Genomic DNA, 23,701 nt, shown 5'->3' with positions numbered 1-23,701 from the left:
TAAAAGGCCAAAAATGAGCATAACAAGCAACAAATTCTGCTGGATGGGCGTTGTGATGCTGGCGGCGGTAAGCGGTACCGCTCAGGCAGGGGTTTCGCTGGATCGCACGCGTCTTATCATCACCGGTAAAGACAGCTCGGCGAGCGCGAATTTAACCAACACCAGCCCGGATATTCCTTTCCTCGCGCAATCGTGGGTTGAGGACAGCAAGGGCAACAAGATTACCTCTCCGCTGGTGGTGCTGCCGCCTTTACAGCGGATTAACGGCGGGCAAAAAGGGGTGGCACGGGTCACCAAAACTGATGGTATTAACCAGCTGCCGCAGGATCGGGAAAGCCTGTTTTATTTAAGCGTGCGCGAAATCCCGCCCAAGCCGGATAAAGCGAATGTCCTGCAGTTAGCCATGCAGTCGCGGATTAAATTATTTTACCGCCCGACGGCCATTATTCCCAAAAGCAAAAGCGAGATTTGGCAGGACCAGGTCGTCTTTCAAAAGAGCGGCAATAAGATGACCGCGCAAAACCCGACGCCCCATTACATCACCATTATTAGCTTGTCCCGCGTTAAGGGTGAAAAAATCACTAAGTTTCCGGGGATTATGATTGCGCCGAAGTCCAGCATGGAGTTCAGCGTAACCGACGGCGGTGTGCGAGATTTCGCCATGATGTATGTGAACGATTATGGCGGTCATCCGGAGCTGAAATATCGCTGTGAAGGAAATACCTGTAAAGCGCTGCCGCCATCGCAGCAAGGGTAATTAAAGAGGAACCTGATGATGAAAACGCGTCTATCGCTATTAGCACTGTTTGTATTCGGTATCAGTATGCCAGCGCTGGCCGACGCTGATATTCCGCTACAGCCACAGCACTATAACCGGGATCATCAGGGGGAAGATGGCGGTAACGTGATATTCAATGGCTCCGTTTATGCCTCGCCTTGCGTGCTGGCGCCGCAGAGCCGCCTGCAGATTATTGAGATGGGTGAAATCAGCGCCCGCCGTTTTCATCAGGCCGGCGACCGGAGCCAGCCGGTGCTGGTTCGCGTCGAACTCAGAGATTGCCTGAAAGGCGCCTCACAGGCGCGCGACAGCATCGCCTCACGGACGACGGGCAGCAGCAAGCATCTCTACACCACCGGCGAGCAGGCGGTTCAGCTCACTTTTATCGGCGAATCGGATGAACATAATCGCCAGCTGCTGCGCCTGACCGGCAGCATCTCAGGAGCCGGTATTCGCCTGCTGGATGTCAAAGAGCGGGCGCTGGATATTAATCAAACGCAGCCGCCGTTTATTGTGAAAACCGGCGATAGCAGCCTGACGTTTATTGCCGTGCTGGAGTCAACCGGACGAAACGTGACCGCGGGCAACTTTAGCGGACTGCTGCGTTTAAAAATGGAGTATCTCTGATGACGATGATGGTTATCGGGCGAAAATCTTACGTCACGCTTTTACTCTGCGGCGGCTTATTATCCCTTGACGCCAGCGCGGCGATTGAAGGGGAAATTACGCCGGTCGGCGGACCTAAAATGTATAATATTGACGTGGTCAATCAGGATATTACCAATAACAGCATTGGGGCAACGATTCCTTATGAATTTTCATTGGGTGGGCAATATTCTGGTATAGCCAGCTGTACCATTCCTATGGAAAATCAGGCGATTTATTACTCTGCGACCGCCTCGCTGATGCAGCAGGGAAGCGCGCCGGGCTATTTAAAGCTCAATGATTATATGGATGTAAAAATTGAAATTTATATCCATGGTAAGCGCATGGATTATTTTGCGGTGCCTTTTTATAATGAATCGAATAACGCTTTTCAGAATAAATGCGTTCCGCCAACCACCCAATTTAATAACTTTGAGTCCGGCGCCAAGGGGCGGGTAACGTTTATGATTACTAAGCCTATTGTCAACGGCGTTAACCTGTTGGGTACAGAAATCGCCAAGCTTTACGGCCGCCTGGGGAACTATAGCTCAGGAATGGGCAGCACTCCAATGTCGATTGTCTCGATTAATTCCGGGGTCATTACCGTTCCGGATAAATGTATTGTTAACTCAGGTTCACCGATCGTCGTTGATTTTGATACCATCCCCAGTTCGGGTTCGCTGCTAAATGGCAATAATTACAGCCGGTCCGTGCCTATTCAGGTGAAATGCGAAGGGGGAAGTTTCGCGAACGGTAATTTAAATATTCGCCTGGGTATTCAGCAGGCCAATACCGCCAGTTTTAATAGCGATTATTTAGGGACCACCGGCGCCGTCGATCGATCCAATCTTGGCATTATTCTGAAAGATTCAGGCGGCAGTTTAGTGGCCGCGAATAGATTTTATGACGTGCCGGGTTTTAATAATAATCAGGGAACCTGGAATCTCACCGCCGCGCCGATTGCCAATGCCGGGACCAACGTTCTCGAAGGGGATTTCCAGGCATCGGCCACCGTGGTCGCTGAGTTTCAGTAAGGGGGCAGCATGCGTCAATTTATCGCATCTATGGTACTTCTGGGCTTACTGTCGGCGGCCACGCCGGCGTACGCCAGTGGGGAACTGATCGGCGGCGACTTAACCTTCAAAGGCACCGTCGCGGCCCATGGCTGCAGTATCGTTCCTTCATCCAAAAATATCGCCGTGGATTTTGGCCAGATTTCAACCCGTACGCTCTATGCGGAGAGCAAATCACAGCCCAAAGCGTTTGTGATTGAGCTTAAGGATTGCAGTACCGATGTTTTTAATTCCGTTACCGTAACCTTTAGCGGGACGGAAAATGCCAATATGAGCGACCGTCTGGCGATTACGCCGGTAGCGCCAAATTCCGCCAGCGGTATTGGCATTGGTTTTGAAGAGAGTAACGGCACGGCGATTTCACTCAATACGCCAACAACCGCGGTCGCCATTTCCGATGCCACCATGCAGTTAAATTTTAAAGCTTTTGTTGAAGGGGAACCGGACGCCTTGAGTAACAAAACCTTGCAGACCGGTGCCTTCCAGGCAACAGCGTATTACACCCTTAATTACCAGTAGAATAGATCAAGGATGATGATAAATGAGCCGCCGTTTCTTTCTCTACGATAAAAATATCTTTTTCTCAGAAGGCGTACGTTCTTTGGTTGACGATCTTGCCGCGCATGACGGCGACTGCGCTTTCTCAAGGCTCGACCAGTTCTCTCAGCTGATTAATACGCTGCGTCTGCCGAAGCAGAAAGAGGAGCTGCGCTGGGTGCTCTGCGATGTCGACAGTTTGCCGGACGAACGCTTTAATGCGCTATATACCATTAAAGAGTACTACTGCCGGGAAAATCAGCAGCTGGTGATTTTATTAGGAGAAAATAATATTTCTCTGTTTTTTGCGCTGCATTCGCTGCTCCCGGAGGCGAGCTGGTTATTAAAAAATGAGTCGCTGGAGAACTTTTTTAAATTCATTGAAGGCGCTGATTCGATGGTGGCAAAGAAAATATTTTATAGCCGCTCGCTAATTAATTATACCCGACAGAAGTGGTTAGCCCGGGATTTTAATAACAGTATCTCCAGCGATGACTGGTGGTTAATGGAAGAAATATTCAAAGGGAAGTCATTGTCGCAAATTTCCTCTGAGCAAAAAATTGATGTTCGTCGACTGAGCCGCTGCAAACGGGGCCTGATGAAAAAGTTAAACGCTAAAAATAACGTAGAGCTGTTTAATATTTTCAAATGTATCGTCGCCACCCCCTGCGTATAACAGCATACAAAGTCTAACATCGACAGAATTACTGGCAGATAGCTAAGCCAGTAGGTAAGTGTAAGAAAAATACATTTCAATATAAATAGTTAAGGATCTAACAAATGCAAAAATTAAGTATGATTGAAGCGTCAACTATTATTGGCGGCTGCTGCAAGGAAACTTGCACAAGCTCTTACGAGACAGTGGTCGTTGGCGGTGTTTCTACCTGTAAACAAGTGACCACCTGTACGGATAAGCACGGTTCAACCGTTAGCATGAAAGATGCGCCGGACAGCATGTGCGTCGTGCCAAATAGCGCCCGTTATTAATCACTGATGTGATACATGGAGGGGGAACCCTCCATGTATTTCTCCGCTATTTTCGCGAGCCTGGTATCAAATGAAGATAAAACCTATTACCGCCGTTGGCTATACGTTTCTGGTGGCGTTAATTTCGTCGCTAATTACCGTGCTGTGCTATCACATATTTGTGTTTAATACATTTTCACTGGATAGCAGTCAGCCTTCCGCCCTGCGGGAAATTGACAGCGCAACCGTTGCCAGTAGCCCAATAAAAAATGAGAAAAGCATTATTGAAGTGATGTCCTATGGCTGTCACTACTGCGCATCGAACGAGGAAGAGATCGAAAAATTCGCCGCCACGCTACCCGCGGATAGCACCTTTGAAGTTATCCATATTACTGGCGAGAATAACGGCCTGGCGGTCTTTGCGCCGGTTTTTGCGACCCTTGAAGTCATGGGTATTGAGCGCCAGACGCGCGACCAGGCATTTAACGCGGTAATGACCCGCGGGATTAATTTAGCCGATGAGGAAACGCTTAATGGCTGGCTGAAAAAGAATAGTATTGATGTCGATAAATACCATCAGCTACGCCAAAGTCAGGCCGTCGCCGAGCGTCTGGAATATATGGCGAAAATCACCGAACTTTATGACATTAACGCGACGCCGCTGTTTATTGTTAATAAAAAATACGTAGTGGCGAAGGATCGTCAGTTTCCTGAATTTGCCGACTATTTGCGCCAGCTGTTAACCCAGGATAAGGAGTAAGCGTGGCGCGCTTTCTCATCGTCTGGAGCGTCTTCAGCGTAAGAAAATGGTCCGCGCAGCTGAGCTGGCGCTACCGGCCTCTTACCGGCTACGGCCAAAAAGCGGTGCGTAGAGTCATGCGTTTTACCCCGATGCCGCTGCTGCTGCTGGCGGTTCGCGCGCTGTGTCGGCTGCGGCTGCTGGGGAGACAGTACCGTGGCCGCAGCGCCGTGGCGACGCAAAACTACCGCTGCCTGACGGGCGTCGAGGGCCGAATTGATGCCGGATGGATAGCCATGCGTCGCCAGCTGCTGGAGACAGGGGCGACCTGGGGACAGCACCCGGCCACCCTGGCCCAGATGCAGGCATGCACGCGAGAGCTTGACGCCGTTGTCGCTCCCCTGGCGGCGCAAAAGACGCCGGTCGTCCTTGCGCCGCTGCACTGCGTTTCCGATATCTTAGCGGCGATGGTCGGGGCCGGCGTGACGCCGGGCAAAGCCAGCGTAGTGGTCTCTTCCAGCGCGGAAAGCTACACCGTCGCCAGCCGAAAAATGGGCGGCGTCGCGCTCTCTTATTGCTCAATCCACCAGGATAATACATCGCTGGCTAGCGAGCTTATGGCGTTAATGACCAATGTATCGGCAGGGCGGGAAAATATGATTATTTTTCCCGACATTCCTGCCGATTACACCGTGCAGACCCCGGAAGCGCAGTCCGGGAAAATAAGCTGCCGGATATTTGGCCGCCCGGCAAAATTACATAGCGGGGTACAGCGGTTTTCTCGCATCGTATCGGCGCAGGTGGTTTTTTATCACCTCTATTATCAGCACGGGATAAAAATAAAGATCTATTCTCCGCTGAGGCCAAAAGAGGTCGCGGCAAAGCTACCGACGATGATTGAAAACACCCTGCGTGACTATCCGCAGGATTGGCTTTTGTGGCACAGCCATTCGCTCTATTTTATTAATCACTGATGCATCATCATGAAAAAGATTATTCCTGATATGGTTTTCCAGGAAGAGACCAATGAATGCGGCCTCTCCTGTATTGCGATGCTGGCGCAAACCCAGAATATTCCGTGCTCGCTGCCGGCTTTGCGGGAAATTTTCCCGGCATCCGATCATGGGACATCGTTGAGCGATTTATCCGTTATTCTGCAGCAGCTCGGCATTGCCACCGCGCCGGTATTGTTCGATCACGCTGAGCTTCATGCGCTGCCGTTCCCGTCCATTTTGCACTACGGCGCCAGCCACTATGTTCTGCTGGCCTGGCGAAAAGGGGATTACGTCTGCGTCATGAATCCGGCGATTGGCCAGCAGTGGCTGCCTTTCTCGGCATTAAAAAAAGAGATTAGCGGCTATGCGCTGATCCTTGAAGAGTCGCCCGGCGCGATTGCCGGCCCGGACCCGGTTATTACCGGCGCGCAGCAGGAGATGCCGCGGACGATGAGCCTGAAGGAGACCGCGGCGGTTCCGGGCATTTATAAGCTGATGCTCTTGACCTTCCTGGTGTCGCTCACCCTGTTTTTAATGCCGACGATGGTCAGCCGGGCGATCAACCAGGCCTTCTCTGACGTTCAGAATACGCAGTTTCCTTATTTATGGTTCATCCTCGCCTTTGTTGTATCCACGCTGCTGGCGCTGGGCGTCAGGGTGATTAGCGAGCGATTTATTCGCCGCTTTGTCCTGCTTAAAAGCGATATCGGTTTTTCCCGCCTGCTGAATAATCCGCTGCGTTTTTTTGAAAAACGCGCGCCGGGGGACGTTTTCAGCCGTTTTATCGCCTGGCAGGGCGGGATGCTGCAAAAAATCGAACTGGATAACGGGCTCCGCTCGGACTGGATCATCTGCGTTATCGCGATCGGCATTATGTTCTGGATCTCCCCGGTGCTGGCGCTGATTTCCGCCGTGGGTATTGTGGCGATGGGGCTGATTAGCGTCTGGGCCATTTTTCGCGACCGCTGGTATACGCAGCAGCTGCAGCTGAAAAGCGCGACGCTGAATGACTTTTTTATGGAAACGCTTCAGGGCGTGTTAACCATCAAGACCGCCGGACTGGAGACGCAGCGTAAAGCGCAGTTTGCCCGTCTGTCTCATGACCTTTTCACCTGCCTCCAGCGGCAGAAAGTCTATCAGCAGGTCAAAGAGGGACTGTACCAGCTGACCGGCAGCCTTGAGATGGTGGTTTTCATGCTGGTGGTGCTGCCGCTGGTGCACGCAAAGCTTATCTCGCTGGGCGACTTTTTTGCCTACAGCTTTTTACGACAGATTTTTACCTCCTACGTCACGCGGATATTTTATGCCGTGATCCGTAAATCACAGCTGCACGTGATCGATACCCGCGCGCAGGGCCTGTTCACCCGCCATGAGCCTGCTGCGCCCCAGTTTGCTCCGCTCAGCGGTGAAGCGGTTCCGCGGCTGACGTTCGAGCAGGTGAGCTTTCATTACAACCCGCAGCGTCCGGTACTCAATGCCGTTGATCTCATCCTGGAGCCCGGCGATCGGCTGGCGATCGTGGGTGATTCCGGCGCCGGAAAAAGCACCCTGCTGCGGCTGATGGCAGGGCTTTTTTCCGCGCAGCATGGGCGAATTTTGCTGAACAACGACGAGGTGAGCGCGCAGCAGCTGGCGTCGCAGGTATGGCTACAGAGTCAGGAAGACATCCTGTTCAACGCCTCGGTGCTGCAAAACATCACCCTGTTTGACCCGTGGTACAGCGACAGCGATCGCGGGCGAGTGGAGGCGCTGGTCGAAAAAATGGCGCTGGGGCCGGTGGTTCAGGCGCTGCCGGGAGGAATGGAAGCGCTGATCCGCGAGAGCCACTCGGCGCTCTCTTTAGGCCAGCGTCAGCGGCTGATGCTGGCGCGGGCGCTCTACAGCACCCGGCCCATACTGCTGTTCGACGAACCGACCGCCAATCTTGATGATGAAACCGCGGAAACGGCGATCCTCGCGCTGTGCCAGTACTGCCGCGAACAGGGCAAGACGCTGATCGTCGTGACCCACAGCGAGCAGATCCTGCATCACTTCACGCGGGTTTATCGCCTGAAGAAAGGCAAGCTGCGCGATATCACACAGGGAGAGGTGGAGCAATGAGAAGAGCATTTTTACGCCGCCGTAAAACGTGGCTGTTTGCGCTGGTCGCTATGCTGGCCATTGTTGCCGCCGTCTATTATCAGCGCTCATTTCCGGCACAGGCCGAGTCGATTGATACCGTTACGCTCGATCGCGGGGATATCGAAAAGGTCGTGCTGGCGAGCGGGATTATCAAACCTGCCGTCCAGGTGAGCGTCGGCGCGCAGGTCAGCGGCCAGCTGCGTAAGCTGTACGTGCGCCAGGGCGAGCGGGTGCGCAAAGGGCAGCTGTTAGCCGAAATCGACCCGACGCTGCAGCTTTCCGACTTACGCAACGCTACCGCGCAGCTGGCCAGCGCCAGAGCGCAAAAGCAGGCCTCTGAGGCCACGCTGGTGCAGTACCGTAAAGCGCTGGCGCGCGAGCAGGCCATGAGCCGCGACGGCTCCGGCGTGAGCAGCGACCTCGAACAGGCGCAGGCGCAGTATGCCGCGCAGGTTCAGCAGATAGCGGTGAATGAGGCGCAGATTGTGCAGGCGGAAATGAGCGTGCAGACCGCTAACGCCAACCTCGGCTATACCCGCATTCTCGCGCCTATGGATGGCGAAGTGCTGGGCATCGTGACCCGTGAAGGGCAAACCATCGTCTCCTCGCAAATTGCGCCTACGATTCTGGTGCTCGCCGATCTCGATAAAGTCCAGGTCCAAACCCGCATTTCCGAAGCCGATATCCAGAAAATCCATCCGGGACAGCCGCTATGGTTTTACGTCATTGCCGACCCGCAAACCCGTTATGAAGGGGAGCTTGGCTATGTCCAGCCCGCGCCGCAGGAGGCGCTGGAGGAACAAAACGCCGGCGCGTCTGCCGGTAACCAGCAGAGCAGCGCCATTTACTATAACGGCACCTTCGAGGTGGATAATCGCCAGCGATTGCTGAAAACCTCGATGACCGCCCAGGTGTTTATCCGCATCGCGCAGGTGAAAGATGCGCTGCGCGTGCCGGTTGCCGCGCTGGGGCGTTCGCTCGGCGATGAGCGCTACCTGGTCGTGGTGCAAAAGGAGAACGGCAGCGAGGAGCGCACCATCCGCATCGGGATTAACGACCGCCAGTATGCGCAGGTTCTTGAAGGATTACAGCCCGGTGAGCGGGTGGTGATCCCGCAGGATGCGGGGTCCGTCTGATGGCTGAGCCGTTAATTTTGCTAAACAACGTCACGCGTCATTTTGTTGCCGGGACGCAACTGATTCCGGTGCTGAAATCCATCTCTCTGACCATTATGCCCGGCGAGATGGTGGCGATTATGGGCGCTTCCGGCTCGGGTAAATCGACGCTGATGAATATTATCGGTTGTCTGGATAAACCCAGCAGCGGTGAAGTGTATATCAACGGCATCGCCACCCATCAGGCCGACAGCGCGGCGCTGGCGGAGTTGCGCAGCCGCTGGCTGGGATTTATTTTTCAGCGCTATCACCTGATGCCTTATTTGACGGCGGAAGAGAATATTGCCATCCCTGCGCTCTATACCGCGATGCCTGCCGCTGAGCGCCAGGCGCGCATTGCGCTGCTGGCGGAAAAGCTGGGCATTGACGCGCGCCTGGCGCATAAACCCGCGCAGCTTTCCGGCGGCCAGCAGCAGCGGGTCAGCGTCTGTCGGGCGCTGATCAACGGCGCGCAGATTATTCTCGCCGATGAACCCACCGGGGCGCTGGATAGCGTCAGCGGCCGGGCGCTGATGGATGTTCTGCACCAGCTGAACGCTGACGGGCATACGGTAATTATCGTGACCCACGATCGCGAGGTAGCGCAGCAGGCCCAGAGGATCGTCGAGATCAGCGATGGGCAGGTGGTCGCCGACAGCACCCACGGCGCGCGTGATAATCGCGGCATTCCGCGGCTGCCCGCGGTACAGGATAACGGCCGGGCCTCGCTGTCGCGCAGTATCGGAGAGTCGGTACGGATGGCATGGCGGTCGCTGCTGGGGCATCGTATGCGCGCCTTTTTGTCGATGCTGGGGATTATCATCGGCATTTCGTCCGTGGTTTCCTCCATGGCGGTGGGAGAAGGCGCCCGGCAGAGCATCATGAACGAGATTGGCAAGCTGGGTAATACCACGCTCGAAATCCGCCCCGGCACCGGCTGGGGCAGCAAGCGTCCGGATATGGAGCGGGCGCTGTCGCTGGATGATATCGCCAGCCTCGGCAAACAGTCGTGGGCGCTTGGGGTGTCGCCGATCGTCTCCAGCATGACGACCGCGGTGCGCCAGGGGTTTGATTCCTCGATTATTCTTTCCGGGGTTTCCGCCGACTATTTCTCGCTGCAGGGCATTCGTTTCCTTCACGGCAACGGTTTTACCCACCGCGATGTCGACGATCGTGAACCGGTGCTGGTGCTGGATGAAACCAGCAAAGAGACGCTGTTTCCCGGTAATGAAGATCCGCTGGGTAAAATTGTGCAAATCGCCGGCGCGCCGTGGCGGGTGATCGGCATCGCCAGCAAGCCGGGACCGAAGGTGGTCAGCGGATTTATGTCGGCCTGGATCCCCTATACCTCTTTATTGCAGCGGATTTCCGGGGACAAACCGCTGGAGGCGCTCACGCTGCGCTTTCAGGAAACGCTGTCGCCGCAGGACGCGGCGCGACGGGCGGAAAGGCATCTTATCCGCGAGCACGGCAAAAAAGATTTCTTTGTCCAGACCGACGAACAGCTCGCCAACGCGCTGCAAAAAACCTCTGACTCCATGTCGCTGCTGATCACCGCGATTGCCGCCATCTCGCTGCTGGTTGGCGGCGTTGGCGTCATGAATATCATGCTGGTTTCCGTTACCGAACGCACCCATGAGATTGGCATCCGGCTTTCGGTCGGCGCTCGCCCCAGCGACATCATGCATCAATTCTTAATTGAGGCGGTGATGATCTGCGCGCTCGGCGGGCTGACGGGGGTATTGGGCTCCTGGGCCGCCGGTAACCTGTTTGCCCTGCTGACGCAGGAGTTTTCCATGGTCTTCACCTGGCTGCCGGTAGCGATGGCCTGCGGTTTTTCCGCCCTGATTGGCCTGACGTTTGGCTATTTTCCAGCGCGCCGCGCGGCGCGACTGAACCTGACGGAGGCGCTGGCCCGCGAATGAGACCGCTGACTTTATTACCGTTAATTGTATTGCTGACGGGCTGCGGGAATTTAACCCGCAGCGATTATCAGCGCCCGCTGCTGTCGGTGCCGGAGAACTGGCAGCGGACGGAGGGAGACAGCATCGCGCGCTCGCAGGAGAAAGCGCAGCGCTGGTGGGACCGTTTCGGCGACGAACGTCTGTCGCGGGTGGTGGGGCAGGTGCTGGAAAGCAATAACGATCTCGCCGCTGCCGCCTTAACCCTTAAGCAGGCGCGTATTTCCGCTGGGCTCACCCGGACCAATATCAGCCCCGACGCGAGCCTCAACGGCTCCGGCAGTAACTCAAAACCGCTCAACAGCGGCGGTTCGCAGGAGAGCTACAGCGCCTCACTGTCCCTGAGCTATGAGCTGGATCTGTGGGGCAAGCTGGCGCGGATCCGGGAGCAGAGCGAATGGGAGGCGATAGCCAGCGAGCAGGACTACCGGGCGACGATCCTGTCGACGATTGACACCACCGCGCAGCTGTACTGGAACATCGCTCTGCTGAACCAGCAAATGACGTATCAGGCGGCGAGTCTGGATATCGCCAGGCAGACGCTGGCGCAGATTGAGTCCTGGCAGCGAGCGGGGAAAGTGGGACTGCTTGATGTGCTGCAGGCGCGACAGACGGTCATCAGCCGGCAGAATCAGCTGCTGAGCCTGAAGCAGCAGCGGGCGATTTCCCGTAACGCGCTGGCGCTGCTGCTCAACAGACCGCCGGCCCAGCACACCGATGAGTCCTCCGCGCTGGATGTACGTCAGCATATCGCCATTGCCAACGCCACGCCGCTGGCCGCGCTCGCCAGCCGGCCGGACCTGCAGGCGGCGGAATCCCGCCTGCGGGCGGCGCTGGCGGGCTCAGACGCCGCGCGGGTGAGCTTCTATCCCACGCTCTCGCTGCAGGGAACGCTAAGCGCCGGAAGCCAGCTCTTTCACCAGTGGTTTAACGACCCGCTGCGCACCGTGGGCAGCAGCGTTTCCGCGCCCTTTATCCAGTGGAACACGGTACAGCTCACCGTGGAGCAGGCCAGCGTGAAGGTACAGCAGGAGGCGGTGAACTTTCGCCGCACCGCCTATACCGCGCTGTCGGAGGTGGACAACGCGATGGAGAAGCGGCTTAACGCCGACGAGCAGCGCGATCGTCTGCTGCAATCGCTACAGCTGGGCGAGCAGCGTCTGGCGCTCACCGGGAGCCGCTACCGCTCAGGAGCGGTGGATTATCAGACTCTGCTGAACGCCCAGGACGCGCTGCTTGATGTGCAGAACAGCCTGGCGCAGAACCAGTACGACTATCTTTATGCCACTTTGCAGCTTTGGCTGGCGCAGGGAGGCATTAACCCGCAACAGAGGACTTCCCAGAATGAGTCACAGTAACTCCCCTTATCGCGTGGTGATAACCGGCTATGGCGCGGTGACTCCCCTCGGCGATAGCGCCGCCGAAAGCTGGCAGGCCATCATGGATTATCGACGCGGCTACCGCTATGTGGATCTCTCCGCGAACGGTATTCACACGCATTTTATCGGTCAGGTGGCGAATGAACCCAGCCTTAAGGGGGTTCCCGCCGCGATTCGTCGGCGTCTGCCGCGTCACGCGCGCCTGGCGCTGGCCGCCGCGCGGGAAGCGGTGGCGATGGCCTTTGCGGGGGAAGCTCCCACGGCGTTTTATGACCCGCTAATGTGCGGCGCCATCATCGGCTCCGGCTGGGCAGGGCTGGATGAAAGCTATCTGGCGGTACCCGAGTTTGAGAAAACCGGCGTCTCCTCGCCCTTTAGCTGCTTTTTTTCCATGCCCAACGTGAGCACCGCCGCCTGTAGCCAGCTGTGGAATTTGCGCGGCTATCAAAATACCCCGGTCGCGGCCTGCGCCACCGGCACTATCGCTGTCGGCGAGGCCTATGATGCGATTCGCTTTGGCCGCGCCAGCATGCTGCTCGCCGGCGCCGGGGAATCGCTAAACAGCGTTTGCGCGATCTGGAATATCGATGTGCTCGGCGCGCTGAGCCGGGAAACGGAGTCGCCGGAGCGGGCCAGCTGTCCGTTCAGCCTGCAGCGCAGCGGGTTCGTGCTTTCGGAAGGCGGGGCGGTGCTGTGCCTGGAGGAGCGCGAGAGCGCCCTCGCGCGCGGGGCGACGATCCTGGCGGAGGTCACCGGCTATGCTAATTTCTCCGACGCGGTGGATTTTACCTCCCCGGCGGAGGACTGCGTAGCCCGCGAGCAGACCATCCGTTGGGCGCTGCGCGGCGCAGATCTCCAGCCTGCCGACCTCGATTATATCAACGCCCACGGCACCTCCACGCCGCTCAACGATCTCAACGAAACGCAGTCGCTGAAAAAGGCGCTGGGCGACGAGGCGTACCGTATCCCGATTTCCAGCACCAAAGCCTACTCCGGGCATCTGATTGCCGCCGCAGGGAGCTTCGAGACCATTGTTTGCCTGCAGGCGATGGCGGCGGGGATCCTGCCCGCGACGGCCCATTTAACCCAGCCTGACCCGCAGTGCGATCTTGACTATATCGCCGAAGGGCACCGCCAGGGGGAGATACATCGGGCGCTGAATCTGAGCTTTGGTTTCGGCGGCGCGAACGCCGCGCTGGTGCTGGAGAAACACGCGTGACGCTGCTGCACTACACCCTTGCCGACGCGCAGCAGTGGGCGGCGTTTTCCGGCGACGAAAACCCTATTCACTTCGACCTCGCGGCAGCGCGCGAGATGGGCGCGGGACAGCTGAGCGTCCACGGAATGCGCGCGCTGCTCGACGTGAAGCGCGATGCCCACTCCCGGCTGTACCGCCCTGAGCGTTACGTAAAATGCCAGGTTCGCCTGCGCAGGCCAATATGGTGCGATACCGACTGGCTGTTAACGCCCGGGGTAGCCAAAAATCGCCTTTTGTCCGCCACTTCGGTCAGCAATCCGCACAATGGCGAACTCTGCCTCTCCTGCCAGATGAGCACGGCGGCCGGGCCGGAATCGCTGGTGGGTAAACAGCCCTGCACGATTGCGCCAAAGACGCTACGCGAGCTGCAGTCGTGCTTCAACGCCGCCTGGCCCGACCTGGCGCAGTGGCAGTTTCTTGACGCCTTGCTGTTCCGCCAGCTGATTGGCGATCCCGCGCTGCTGCGCCAGGAGAGTATCGCCTCCCTGCTTGGGCCGGGGGAAACCTCGTTGCAGCAAATATTTACCCGCTATCCGGTGCTGCAAACCCACCAGGAGGTGGTGTTTGATGCTCGTCTCGCGGGCAAAGCGACGCCGATTTGGCCCGAATCTCTGTCGCTCTGGCTGCTGCCCTCGCTGGTGGTGGGCCAGGTCGAACAGGGGGCGCTGGTGCGCATCGCCGCGGCGGCGCAGCTGGATAACCTGATAATAACCAACGTGGTCACGCTAAAAGTTGGCCCCGTGCCTAATTGATAATTAAGGATAATTTATGACTGCCTATGATGAAGTTCTGCAAAAAGTATGTGAAATGATTTGCGATGCGAAAGACCTGGAACCGGATGAGATTGATGAGAATACGCCGCTGGTTCGACTGAAATTAGATAGCCTGGACTACGTCGAGCTCATGGTGCTGGCAAAACGTGAATTCAATATCACCCTGGAGGCGGACTGGTTTATTCACAATCCGGGGATCACCCTGGGCGAACTGTGTCAGCACATCAGCAAAGAGTCAGGTAACTGATATGACGCAACAATGGATATTAGTGACCGGCGGCAGCCGCGGTATCGGCCGGGCGCTGGTCACCGGCCTGGCGCAAGGCGGGAACGTGGTCTTTACCGGCCGCGATGAGGCTGCGATTAACGCCACCCGGGCGGCGAGCGAAAACTCCGCCCACCGGGTGCAGGGATACGTCTGCGACGGCAACGACGCGTCGCGGGTTGAACAGCTTGCGCAGGCGCTACTGGCCGAGCGGGGGGCGCCGGAAGCGATTATTCACAATGCCGGGATAGCTCGCGATGGCCTGCATATTCATCAGGACGCCGCGCTCTGGCGCGAAGTGTTGGACACCAATGTGATCGCGATGATGAACTGGAACCGGGTGCTGCTGCCGGCGATGCTCACGCAGCGGCGGGGCTCCATCGTGATGATGTCGTCGGTCAGCGCGTTAAAGGGCAACGTGGGGCAGACGGCGTACGCCGCGAGTAAAGCGGCGATGAGCGGTATTGCGCGCTCGCTGGCGCTGGAGGTCGGGCGTTTCGGCATTCGGGTTAACTGCCTGGCGCCGGGCCTGATCCGTACGGAGATGCTGGAAGAGATACCCGCGCAAAAATTAAAAGAGATGCGCCAGGCGATACCGCTACGCCGATTGGGCGAAACGGATGATGTGCTGCAGGCGGTGGCGTTTTTAATCGGTGAGGGGAGCCAGTATATGACCGGGCAAACCCTGGTTCTGGACGGCGGATTGAGCGCCTGAGTCTGTGATTAGGCCGGGTTAGCCTCTAAAGGGAATGCGTGAGTTGCGCAATGCGATTCATTAACGCCTGTATTTCGCCAGCGGTTGCACGATAGACCTGGATAATTTGTGGGGAATATTGGGCAATCAGGGATAACATAAACGGGGGAATTTCCTCTCCCGGGTTATTTTTTATTAACTGCGCCAGCGACTTCTCTTCCGCTTTCGGTCTATTTAGCGCATGGACCACCCGTCGGCTCACCGCGATAAGCACGGCTTCTGGCGTAAGGATTTCCTCGGGTAATTGAAGCGGCGCGGGGCCATTTTGCATGGCCATCCACTCAGAAATATCATCAATACCTTCAATAGGATAAAGCGTGTGCCGGGCGTTGTCTGACGCACCAACGCGTTTTGACGGCGGGCTATGATCCAGACAGGAAATATTATGCAGTAACCCGCCAATTTCTACTTTCAGCGCTTGCGTCGCGCTCATTTCTATTTTTGTCGCCAGATAACCGGCAATGTGCCCGACGGCGGCGGAGTGCCAGGGCGTCTGCTGACTGAATTGATCGATAATAAAAGAGACCAGCTCAGCAATATCGCGGAGGTTGTGTAAAGAGAGGGTGTCGTTATGAACGCCGGAGATCGCGTTAATGTAATCGCGATAGTCGGTGGATGCCATGACAGACCAGAAATGGTCATCGGCGGAGAGCGTTCTGAAGGCCTGAATATACTCCTGTTTATAAAAAATATTAGCTCCGGCAGCAACGATGTCGACCAGCTTGTTGCTTAAAAAGGCGCTATGGTCGGTACGGTGCTCGCAATAAAGTACATCCAGCCGGTCAGCGAAGAAGAGCAGATGGCTCTCTTCGGGTACCCGCTCACCTTCAATATAACGCCCCAGACCGTTGCGCCAGCGGGTGTGATGATAGCGAACGATTCTGTTGAGCGGGCGAAACAGCGGAATTCGGCTAAGCAACTCGCTGCCGATTAGCGCGTGATTATTATGTTCATTATCGATGTAGTTGAGCGGCTCAAGGCGCGACTTTTCATTTAATCCGCCGACATCATGAATAAGAGCGGCGAGAATGGTTTTACGCCGCTGGGCCGCAGAAAAATTGACTAAATTTGCCAGATGCGATGCGATAAACGCCGTTCTGACATGGTGCAGATTTAGCCGTGGGTTAATCATATCAATGATATTAGCGATGCTGGCTAACGTCGGTAGTAAATGTATCGTCATGATATCTTTGTAATTAAAATTAATGAGATGAATCTCAATCAATGATTGTTTTTTTGACGCTGGCAACCATATTGTGGGAACGTTTGGTTACCGAATAAAATAGTATCATCATTAACGCGATTGATATAGATGATTCTATCATTAGTTTGGTTGTCAAAGAGGATTTTTTGCGCGATGTTATCAGGCGTATTATCACCGTTGTGGCGAGTGGTTTGCGAATCAGCAATATAAAAAAGATGCTCTGCAGCGGCGCTTTTTTTTAATGTGATGGAGAGGGTGCGCGAGACAATGTATTTATCTCCCGCGCTGGTGAGCAATCCCTCAAGGTTGATTATAAGATGATGGTTGGAAAACTCAGCGGATAGCAAGCCCTGGGAGCGGAGAACATTCTCATTTATTTCCTCTGTAAGATCGTATTGTGATTTACAGGAGAAAGCGTCATGGCTGTTGAAACAAATGTACAGGATGGAAGCTAATGCCAGCGTTAGCGTACAGGCCAGCGCGATAAAAGCGTATTTACGCATTTTTTATTTCCTTATAGTAGTAACTGTGGCACTGCTGGTACTTCATATCGCATTTGAGTATGAATATATCCATATAAATACCTAAGTCCTGTTCCTGATTTAATTGACGGTTGAAAAGATAAATTTTCTTGGGTGTAGAACAATCGAGCCCCGAGGGGAACAGCTTTTTATTTCTGAGTATTTCCCCCCGCGCGTAGCGCTCCTGCGCCATAAAAAATACATTTATCCTGAGTAAAAATCGCTGTAGGGGACTGTTTTTGATGGGTAAAAAACTGTGAAAGCAGCATCAAAGCTATCACCAACGGGATAAATAAAATGGCGACTTTGCGGTGTTGCCACAGCAAACTACGTCTGGGAAGTTCTGGGGGCCAGCGTCGGGAGAGTGAAAGAGGAGGAGTAATCATTGTCGCTGGTGATAATGACTTCCTCAGAAATTTTAAAGCCAATTCGCGGTACCGTAATAATCACATTTTTCTCAACGCCCAGATCCGCAAGGCTGCGACGCAGCGTTGAGATGTATTGATTCAGGTTGCTATTAGAAGGTCTGGCGCCATATTTTTCAAACACCGACTGAAAAATGTCAACGCGAGAGATAATATCCCCACGGTATTGTAACAGATTGGTCAGGAGGCGAGTGGAAGTAGCAGAGAGTTCAATACAATCACCGGTCAACAGATTGACCAGGGATGCTTCCTCAGTATCAAATGTAATAAATCCCTCTATATCGAACCGCATTTTTATCTCCGCACGGAATTAAAAATTCACTCTTTATATCAGGGTTTTTATCATAAAAAAAAGTGAATTTCAGATAAATGTACTGTTTAAGTTGAAATTTAAAGCTAATGTTGCCGTTTTCGTAGGGTCAATCCATACTGCCGTGTACTTAATGACAGAAGGAGCTGACTCATGAAGATTTCATTTTCGTCCTGTACACCGCATTCGCATCAAAATTCTGTAACCGCAGTTGAGAATTTACGAGTATTGATGAATTCAATGGGCATCAATAAATTCGCCGGGGTAATCGTACCAGAGCAGGAGTATATTCTTTATGTATTAAAAGAACATGAACCTGAAGGGTTACTTACTCGTGAGTTAGCGGACAAGTGCGAAATGTCAATTTATAAAGTCAGACATTTACTGCTGCCGTTGGAGAAGTATGGTCAGGTGATTAGAATAAAAATTAATAAGCATCATAAATGGTATTTTTATAATAAATAATATATGTCAAGGGCCATATTAACAAGAGGTAATGTTGTTTGCAATAAAGATAGAGATCTTGACTGTTTTTTTTATGTTTTTAGATTTTTAACAATTAATATCTCGCAAATGATAGAGAATATTCTTAATAATGAGAGCTCGCGACTCTTAAGAAAAAGATGTTTTGCTATCGACAGGCCGATAAGCAATTATGAATAATGACAGATAATTCTTATTAGAGGTTTTTAATCGATAGCCAACGGCCTGGGATGGCCGCTTTGTTGAGGAAATGATGCTTTTGTTTCTAAAGTGTTAAGTCGACGATATGACCATCTGATGCACTTGATGTTGGCGGGCGGCGAGATAAGGAGACGGATAAGAAAGAGGTATAGAGAATAATCGAAGGCAGTTTCTAACGTGCGCCGGCTTAAGCGTCATGAGTCCCTCCTGTTTCTGTTGTGCTTCTGCAGAGATACCTTTTTGGCTATACGAATGCGTATCGGCAGTAAAAGATAAAATAATGTGATCCAGTTCAATAATATCCATCATGAGATAATATCTTTCTCAGGTCTATACCCTAAATAATTCGAGTTGCTTAAAGGCGGCAAGGGAGTGAGTCCCCAGGAGCATAGATAACTATGTGACTGGGGGGAATGAGCGTAGCCAGCACATAAGCAACTTGAAGTATGACGGGTATATATTACTGTTGGTGTCCCTGGGCGTCATTAAAGTTGATGCTCGCTGATGTCCAGTATGCTGGACAGATCTCATGACTAATGTGCGATGGGTTAATTAACTGCAACAGCGTGCCGGGCAATTAGGGTGTTAATTGATATGAATTAATAAAATGGCTGCGCCAGTCACGTTACTGTAGGGCTAAATATTATGGTTATCAAACACTCGAATTGAGGGAGCACAAATGGCTTACAGAATGATTTTAAACGAAACCTCGTATTTTGGCCCAGGTTCGATTCGCTGTATCGTTGATGAAGTTAAAAAACGCGGCTTCAAAAAAGCGCTGGTGGTCACGGATAAGGATCTGATTCGTTTTAACGTCGCCACAAAAGTTTTTGCTATTCTCGACGAAGCCGGGCTGCCTTACAGCATTTTTGATGAAGTGGTCCCGAACCCCACGATTGAGGTTGTGCAGCAGGGCGTAGAGACGTTTAAACAGTCGGGCGCCGACTACCTGATCGCTATCGGCGGCGGCTCACCGCAGGATACCTGTAAGGCGATAGGCATCATCATTAATAACCCGGAGTTCGCCGACGTCCGCAGTCTTGAAGGCGGGGCGGAGACGAAAAACGCCGCCGTGCCGATGATTGCCATCCCAACCACCGCCGGTACGGCAGCCGAAGTCACCATCAACTACGTGATTACCGACGTACAGAATCGGCGCAAATTTGTTTGCTACGACCCGCACGATATCCCGGTAGTGGCGATCATCGATGCCGACATGATGAGCAGCATGCCGGCCAGCCTGAAGGCGGCGACCGGCGTCGACGCGCTAACCCATGCGATTGAAGGCTACATCACCAAAGGCGCATGGGAACTCACCGACATGCTGCATCTGAAGGCTATCGAGGTGATTGGCCGCTCGCTGCGTGCTTCCGTTCAGGGCGAGGCGCAGGGCGCGGAAGGGATGGCGCTGGGGCAGTATATTGCCGGAATGGGCTTCTCAAACGTTGGTCTGGGGCTGGTCCACGGTATGGCCCACCCGCTGGGCGCATTCTACGGTACGCCGCACGGCGTGGCTAACGCGGTGCTGCTGCCGCATATCATGGCCTACAACGCCGAATATACTGGCGAAAAATATCGCGACATCGCGGTGGCCCTCGGCAACAAGCAGGCGTCAACCCTGCCGATTGCCGAAGCGCGTCAGGCAGCCATTGAGGCGGTGGCGCAGCTGAATCGCGACGTCAATATCCCGGCGCGCCTGCGCGATGTCGGTATGAAAGAAGAGGATATTGATGCCCTTGCGGCGGCGGCTCTGGCGGATGTGTGCACCGGCGGCAACCCGCGTGACACTAACCTGGAAGAGATTAAAGCGCTGTATCGGGCAATTTTCTAACGCACTATAAAACCGCCGTTGTCGGTAGCGATACCGGCAACGGAAAGTTGTAATAAGAGGGGAGGGCGATTAATCAATTGTTGCTGCTGGTTGAAGACTTAATTTTATCAATGGCGGTAACGTTCTCCGACATGGCTTCGTTAAGTACTTTCACTGCTGTACTGGCATCGCGATTTTTTATCGACATGTAGACTTTGATATGGGCTTCTACGCTCTCAAGGGTGATACCGAGCGCGCGATTCAGCTCCTCAAGATAATAGTAATAAATATCTTTTATTGAATTCATTACGTTATAAAAGACGCTGTTGTGTGAGGCCCTGACGATAGCCAGATGGAAAGCGTAGTCTGCCTCCGAATACTTTTTGTAGTCGCCTTTGTTAATCAGCATATTGTTGAGCGCCTGTTCGAGCTCAAGAATGTCCTCTTCCGTGGCATGAGTAACGGCCAGCTCCACGCATTTGAACTCCACGGTCTGGCGGAAGATCATCATATCGTGAAACTCTTCGCGGCTAAGATGCATGATGGGACGAGGATCGTTGCTCAGCATCTGCGGCGTAAAGTGATCGCTTACGTAGCTACCGCTCCCCTGACGAGTGACGACGATGCCGAGATCGCGAAAGCGCTGGACAGCGCTGCGCACGCTGACCCTGCTAACGTTAAAGGAAGCGGTCAGCTCCGCTTCAGACGGAAGGCGGCTACCCGGCGGCCAGCTCCCATCCAGCAGCTTTGCGCTGATCTGATCATAAATTTCATTTACAACGTTCTGTTTTTGAATGGATTTTATGCTCAAGATCGCTGTCCGGTAGAGTGCTGAGAATTGCAGCATTGTATAACATTCACTTTTAAGAACAAAGCGCCCGACCGGGCGCTTGTCGCGGTTATTCAAAGCGAATGAGGACCTTAGCTGAGATATTTTTGTCCGCCGCGGTTATCAATGCCTGTTCAATGCTGGCAGGGGAGAATTCGGCGCTAATTAGCGGGCGCGGATTAATGCGGCCATCTTCAAGCCAGCGCACTGCGATAGTAAATTCGTCAATAAACCGGAACGAGCCTACCAGATTAATTTCTTTGACCAGCATGGCAGAGACCGGCCAGGTTATCGGGCTTACGCCCATACCCACTTGTACAATCGTTCCGGTTGGGCGGGTGAAATCCACCGTTGATGCTATCGCCGCAGGTGCGCCGGAGGCTTCGAAGACTATGTCGAAGTAGCCTCTGTTTTGCTGATAATACGCGCTGCGCTTTTCATCCCGAGGATCCATCACTGCAGTGGCGCCCATCTGTTGCGCCAGTTCCAGACACCGCGGGCTTAAATCGCAGGCCACCACATCAGAGGCGCCTGCGCTTTTGGCCGCTGCCAGAATCAGGCAGCCGATAGGGCCTGCCCCAATCACCAGTACACGTTTTCCAATTAACTGGCCTGCCATTTTCACCGCGTGAATGGCAACGGCCAGAGGTTCGGAAAAAGCCATGACGTTGGCCGGCACCCGACTATCGTATGCAATACATTGTTCCGGCTTAACCGCTACGTATTCAGAAAAGCCGCCATTCACGTGCGGGTTAAACTGCGCGCTTCCCATAAAGCGCATTGAGCTACACATGTTTTGTTTGCCCGAAAGACACATCTCACATTGGTTACACGGGCAAGAGGGGTTGATAGCAACGGTTTGACCAACCTTTAAACCGCTCTCTGCCGGACATTTTTCCACCACGCCAACAAATTCATGGCCGATGACCATGGGGTGTTTCAAAATCGACATACCCGCGCGACCATGTTGATAATAGTGAATGTCTGAACCGCAGATCCCGCCGTAGGCCACTTTAACCAACACATCATGCTTGCCGTATTCAATATCGCGTGTTGCAAACCGCACGTCTTTTTCAGCATGTGCCAGACAGGCGTTACAGGTTATTTTCTCAGTGTTCATAATTACCTCAGGATTTATTATTTGTTGCCGGGTGCAATGCGTTATTATCGCGGCTATCTGGATTAGCCTCTCCGGGTAAAATAACTTCTATTTTACCTACCAGAAAGATATAGGCCAGCAGACCCAATCCGGCGACGGCGGCGATATACCACATGGCATATTGGAAATTTTGAGTGCGCTCAAGAATGATCCCGATAACAATCGGGCTGACGATCCCGGAAAGATTTCCGCATATATTTAAAAAACCGCCCATGGTTCCGAGGAAATTTCGCGGAATGACATCGCTCCACACTACCCAGCCTAAATTTGAAAAGGCATTGGCGAAAAAAGCAATGGAAAGTATCACAATAGCAATAATCGGCTGGTCTTCAAAAAAGTTAACTAAAGCAATAATCATTGTAACTAATAAACCAGCCATTACTGGTAATTTACGGGCAAAAGTTCTGGATTTTCCTTTTTTCAGCAGTAAATCACTGAGTGTGCCACCGCATAGCACTCCAAACATTGCCATAATATAAGGTAGCATGGCACCAACCCCTGCTTTTGATATGGAAAGGTGCAGCCCTTTTTCCAGATAAACAATAAACCAGGTGAGAAAAAAATAGAGCGTTGAGGAACAGGCAAACTGCGTAATGAACAGGCCCCAGACGGTCTTCCGGCAGAGGAAGAATTTAATATCCTGCCAGCCAATTTTTGTACTGACGGCGGATTGGTTCTCTGAGCCATAGCCGCCTCCAGCCTTGATGTAATCAAGCTCTGCCTGATTCACCGTAGTGCTGTGCTGCGGGTCGCGATAATATATCAGCCAGTATATGCCAAACAGTATTCCCGCGCCGCCGGATAAATAGAATGACATTTCCCAACCATAATTGGCGACGATAAAAGACAACGCTGGAGTCAGTAGAGCCAGACCAATATATTGTGCGCTGGAGTATATGGCGGTAGCTCTTGCTCGTTCATGATCCGGAAACCAGGTAGCAATAATTTTTGTATTAGAGGGGAATGACGGTGCTTCGGCGACACCAATTAACGCCCGGCAAGCTAATAGCATGACGAAGGATGCCGTCGCTGTCGAGAAAAGATGGTGGGACGAAAAGCCCATCATAAAAGTAAATACGCTCCATAAAATAATAGCGCCACCGTACAGAATGCGGGAGCCTATTCTGTCAAGAATATAGCCTACGGGGATCTGGCTAGCTGCATATGCCCAGGTGAACATAGAAAAAAGTAAACCGAGCTGCGTCGGTGATAAACTAAAGTCATCCTGGATATTTGAGCCTGCGACTGCAAGATTGGCGCGATCCATATAGTTAATAGCGGTGACAATAAATAACAATGTGAGAATAAAGAGTCGTGATCTTGAAGCCTTCATAATTATACCTGTGTGATATCGGCAGACC

General features: G+C 53.5%; 24 protein-coding genes and 1 pseudogene. 18 read left to right on the top strand and 7 right to left on the bottom strand.

Annotated features, from left to right (window positions below):
• Positions 1-13: 13 nt before the first annotated feature.
• The 16 genes from BJF97_RS23160 to BJF97_RS23085 all read left to right on the top strand — a co-directional run bounded on the left by BJF97_RS23160 (position 14) and on the right by BJF97_RS23085 (position 15,359).
• A complete protein-coding gene (locus tag BJF97_RS23160) occupies positions 14-757 on the top strand; it encodes a fimbrial biogenesis chaperone (protein WP_032694653.1) in 744 nt (247 codons plus the stop codon).
• 18 nt (positions 758-775) lie between these two features.
• The gene (locus BJF97_RS23155; protein WP_004137363.1) at positions 776-1,405 is read left to right on the top strand and encodes a fimbrial protein; all 630 of its coding nucleotides are present in this window, start codon (positions 776-778) and stop codon (positions 1,403-1,405) included.
• A complete protein-coding gene (locus tag BJF97_RS23150) occupies positions 1,405-2,457 on the top strand; it encodes a fimbrial protein (protein WP_032694651.1) in 1,053 nt (350 codons plus the stop codon). The genes BJF97_RS23155 and BJF97_RS23150 overlap by 1 nt, the downstream gene beginning before the upstream one ends.
• A 9-nt stretch (positions 2,458-2,466) precedes the next feature.
• Positions 2,467-3,015: a fimbrial protein gene (locus BJF97_RS23145; protein WP_014226575.1), complete on the top strand. Its 549-nt coding sequence runs from the start codon at positions 2,467-2,469 to the stop codon at positions 3,013-3,015.
• 22 nt (positions 3,016-3,037) lie between these two features.
• Complete coding sequence (locus tag BJF97_RS23140) at positions 3,038-3,709, top strand: transcriptional regulator (protein ID WP_014226574.1); 672 nt, start codon at positions 3,038-3,040, stop codon at positions 3,707-3,709.
• 104 nt (positions 3,710-3,813) lie between these two features.
• Positions 3,814-4,020 (top strand): DUF4762 family protein, encoded by a 207-nt coding sequence (locus tag BJF97_RS23135; RefSeq protein ID WP_014226573.1) that lies wholly within the window; start codon positions 3,814-3,816, stop codon positions 4,018-4,020.
• A 70-nt stretch (positions 4,021-4,090) separates the two neighbouring features.
• Positions 4,091-4,759, top strand: a complete 669-nt coding sequence (locus tag BJF97_RS23130) for a DsbA family protein (protein ID WP_032694650.1) — start codon at positions 4,091-4,093, stop codon at positions 4,757-4,759.
• A gap of 2 nt (positions 4,760-4,761) precedes the next feature.
• Positions 4,762-5,712: an ABC transporter gene (locus BJF97_RS23125; RefSeq protein WP_032694649.1), complete on the top strand. Its 951-nt coding sequence runs from the start codon at positions 4,762-4,764 to the stop codon at positions 5,710-5,712.
• Positions 5,713-5,721: 9 nt separating this feature from the next.
• Positions 5,722-7,833, top strand: a complete 2,112-nt coding sequence (locus tag BJF97_RS23120) for a peptidase domain-containing ABC transporter (protein ID WP_032694648.1) — start codon at positions 5,722-5,724, stop codon at positions 7,831-7,833.
• Positions 7,830-8,990: an efflux RND transporter periplasmic adaptor subunit gene (locus BJF97_RS23115; RefSeq protein WP_014226569.1), complete on the top strand. Its 1,161-nt coding sequence runs from the start codon at positions 7,830-7,832 to the stop codon at positions 8,988-8,990. The genes BJF97_RS23120 and BJF97_RS23115 overlap by 4 nt, the downstream gene beginning before the upstream one ends.
• Positions 8,990-10,933 carry an ABC transporter permease gene (locus BJF97_RS23110; protein ID WP_070083007.1) on the top strand — a complete coding sequence of 648 codons (1,944 nt, stop codon included), beginning with the start codon at positions 8,990-8,992 and terminating at the stop codon, positions 10,931-10,933. The genes BJF97_RS23115 and BJF97_RS23110 overlap by 1 nt, the downstream gene beginning before the upstream one ends.
• A complete protein-coding gene (locus tag BJF97_RS23105) occupies positions 10,930-12,327 on the top strand; it encodes a TolC family protein (RefSeq protein WP_032694646.1) in 1,398 nt (465 codons plus the stop codon). Before BJF97_RS23110 ends, BJF97_RS23105 begins: the two co-directional genes overlap by 4 nt.
• Positions 12,314-13,567 (top strand): beta-ketoacyl-[acyl-carrier-protein] synthase family protein, encoded by a 1,254-nt coding sequence (locus BJF97_RS23100; RefSeq protein ID WP_014226566.1) that lies wholly within the window; start codon positions 12,314-12,316, stop codon positions 13,565-13,567. Before BJF97_RS23105 ends, BJF97_RS23100 begins: the two co-directional genes overlap by 14 nt.
• Positions 13,564-14,358: a MaoC/PaaZ C-terminal domain-containing protein gene (locus tag BJF97_RS23095; protein WP_032694645.1), complete on the top strand. Its 795-nt coding sequence runs from the start codon at positions 13,564-13,566 to the stop codon at positions 14,356-14,358. The genes BJF97_RS23100 and BJF97_RS23095 overlap by 4 nt, the downstream gene beginning before the upstream one ends.
• Positions 14,359-14,374: 16 nt before the next feature.
• Entirely contained in the window at positions 14,375-14,626 is a 252-nt protein-coding gene (locus BJF97_RS23090) for an acyl carrier protein (RefSeq protein ID WP_004853570.1), read from the top strand.
• A gap of 1 nt (position 14,627) precedes the next feature.
• The gene (locus tag BJF97_RS23085; protein WP_032694644.1) at positions 14,628-15,359 is read left to right on the top strand and encodes an SDR family NAD(P)-dependent oxidoreductase; all 732 of its coding nucleotides are present in this window, start codon (positions 14,628-14,630) and stop codon (positions 15,357-15,359) included.
• A 25-nt stretch (positions 15,360-15,384) separates the two neighbouring features.
• Here BJF97_RS23085 and BJF97_RS23080 read toward each other — a convergent pair whose 3' ends face one another.
• The 3 genes and pseudogenes from BJF97_RS23080 to BJF97_RS35540 form a co-directional block, all read right to left on the bottom strand.
• Entirely contained in the window at positions 15,385-16,581 is a 1,197-nt protein-coding gene (locus BJF97_RS23080; RefSeq protein ID WP_223239320.1) for an HD domain-containing protein, read from the bottom strand.
• A 38-nt stretch (positions 16,582-16,619) separates the two neighbouring features.
• A complete protein-coding gene (locus tag BJF97_RS23075; RefSeq protein WP_032694643.1) occupies positions 16,620-17,105 on the bottom strand; it encodes a hypothetical protein in 486 nt (161 codons plus the stop codon).
• A pseudogene (locus tag BJF97_RS35540) lies at positions 17,098-17,840 on the bottom strand (winged helix-turn-helix domain-containing protein). Before BJF97_RS35540 ends, BJF97_RS23075 begins: the two are co-directional and overlap by 8 nt.
• A 171-nt stretch (positions 17,841-18,011) precedes the next feature.
• Here BJF97_RS35540 and BJF97_RS23065 point away from each other — a divergent pair.
• On the top strand, positions 18,012-18,323 hold the full coding sequence (locus BJF97_RS23065) for a FaeA/PapI family transcriptional regulator (protein ID WP_014226560.1): 312 nt from the start codon (positions 18,012-18,014) through the stop codon (positions 18,321-18,323).
• 291 nt (positions 18,324-18,614) lie between these two features.
• Here the strand turns inward: BJF97_RS23065 and BJF97_RS34410 are convergent, their stop codons facing one another.
• A complete protein-coding gene (locus BJF97_RS34410) occupies positions 18,615-18,851 on the bottom strand; it encodes a hypothetical protein (RefSeq protein ID WP_125908604.1) in 237 nt (78 codons plus the stop codon).
• Positions 18,852-19,221: 370 nt separating this feature from the next.
• Between BJF97_RS34410 and fucO the strand changes: the two genes are divergently transcribed.
• Entirely contained in the window at positions 19,222-20,373 is a 1,152-nt protein-coding gene (gene fucO / locus BJF97_RS23060) for a lactaldehyde reductase (RefSeq protein ID WP_014226559.1), read from the top strand.
• Between the two features lie 73 nt (positions 20,374-20,446).
• Here the strand turns inward: fucO and BJF97_RS23055 are convergent, their stop codons facing one another.
• From BJF97_RS23055 to BJF97_RS23045, 3 genes are all read right to left on the bottom strand, one after another.
• Positions 20,447-21,163, bottom strand: a complete 717-nt coding sequence (locus BJF97_RS23055) for a FadR/GntR family transcriptional regulator (RefSeq protein WP_014226558.1) — start codon at positions 21,161-21,163, stop codon at positions 20,447-20,449.
• Between the two features lie 88 nt (positions 21,164-21,251).
• A complete protein-coding gene (gene idnD, locus BJF97_RS23050) occupies positions 21,252-22,301 on the bottom strand; it encodes an L-idonate 5-dehydrogenase (RefSeq protein WP_014226557.1) in 1,050 nt (349 codons plus the stop codon).
• Between the two features lie 7 nt (positions 22,302-22,308).
• Positions 22,309-23,673 carry an MFS transporter gene (locus tag BJF97_RS23045; protein ID WP_032694642.1) on the bottom strand — a complete coding sequence of 455 codons (1,365 nt, stop codon included), beginning with the start codon at positions 23,671-23,673 and terminating at the stop codon, positions 22,309-22,311.
• Positions 23,674-23,701: the final 28 nt, after the last annotated feature.

This window comes from Klebsiella sp. LTGPAF-6F, assembly GCF_001753185.1.
Lineage (GTDB): Bacteria > Pseudomonadota > Gammaproteobacteria > Enterobacterales > Enterobacteriaceae > Klebsiella > Klebsiella michiganensis.
Note: the sequence above shows the minus strand (reverse complement) of the source record. Positions and strands in the feature narration are given on the sequence as shown.

Coding starts and splice junctions, on each gene's coding strand:
- BJF97_RS23160 (WP_032694653.1), top strand. CDS start 14: ATGAGCATAACAAGCAACAAATTCTGCTGGATGGGCGTTGTGATGCTG.
- BJF97_RS23155 (WP_004137363.1), top strand. CDS start 776: ATGAAAACGCGTCTATCGCTATTAGCACTGTTTGTATTCGGTATCAGT.
- BJF97_RS23150 (WP_032694651.1), top strand. CDS start 1,405: ATGACGATGATGGTTATCGGGCGAAAATCTTACGTCACGCTTTTACTC.
- BJF97_RS23145 (WP_014226575.1), top strand. CDS start 2,467: ATGCGTCAATTTATCGCATCTATGGTACTTCTGGGCTTACTGTCGGCG.
- BJF97_RS23140 (WP_014226574.1), top strand. CDS start 3,038: ATGAGCCGCCGTTTCTTTCTCTACGATAAAAATATCTTTTTCTCAGAA.
- BJF97_RS23135 (WP_014226573.1), top strand. CDS start 3,814: ATGCAAAAATTAAGTATGATTGAAGCGTCAACTATTATTGGCGGCTGC.
- BJF97_RS23130 (WP_032694650.1), top strand. CDS start 4,091: ATGAAGATAAAACCTATTACCGCCGTTGGCTATACGTTTCTGGTGGCG.
- BJF97_RS23120 (WP_032694648.1), top strand. CDS start 5,722: ATGAAAAAGATTATTCCTGATATGGTTTTCCAGGAAGAGACCAATGAA.
- BJF97_RS23115 (WP_014226569.1), top strand. CDS start 7,830: ATGAGAAGAGCATTTTTACGCCGCCGTAAAACGTGGCTGTTTGCGCTG.
- BJF97_RS23110 (WP_070083007.1), top strand. CDS start 8,990: ATGGCTGAGCCGTTAATTTTGCTAAACAACGTCACGCGTCATTTTGTT.
- BJF97_RS23105 (WP_032694646.1), top strand. CDS start 10,930: ATGAGACCGCTGACTTTATTACCGTTAATTGTATTGCTGACGGGCTGC.
- BJF97_RS23100 (WP_014226566.1), top strand. CDS start 12,314: ATGAGTCACAGTAACTCCCCTTATCGCGTGGTGATAACCGGCTATGGC.
- BJF97_RS23090 (WP_004853570.1), top strand. CDS start 14,375: ATGACTGCCTATGATGAAGTTCTGCAAAAAGTATGTGAAATGATTTGC.
- BJF97_RS23085 (WP_032694644.1), top strand. CDS start 14,628: ATGACGCAACAATGGATATTAGTGACCGGCGGCAGCCGCGGTATCGGC.
- BJF97_RS23080 (WP_223239320.1), bottom strand. CDS start 16,581: ATGACGATACATTTACTACCGACGTTAGCCAGCATCGCTAATATCATT.
- BJF97_RS23075 (WP_032694643.1), bottom strand. CDS start 17,105: ATGCGTAAATACGCTTTTATCGCGCTGGCCTGTACGCTAACGCTGGCA.
- BJF97_RS23065 (WP_014226560.1), top strand. CDS start 18,012: ATGAAGATTTCATTTTCGTCCTGTACACCGCATTCGCATCAAAATTCT.
- BJF97_RS34410 (WP_125908604.1), bottom strand. CDS start 18,851: ATGATGGATATTATTGAACTGGATCACATTATTTTATCTTTTACTGCC.
- fucO (WP_014226559.1), top strand. CDS start 19,222: ATGGCTTACAGAATGATTTTAAACGAAACCTCGTATTTTGGCCCAGGT.
- idnD (WP_014226557.1), bottom strand. CDS start 22,301: ATGAACACTGAGAAAATAACCTGTAACGCCTGTCTGGCACATGCTGAA.
- BJF97_RS23045 (WP_032694642.1), bottom strand. CDS start 23,673: ATGAAGGCTTCAAGATCACGACTCTTTATTCTCACATTGTTATTTATT.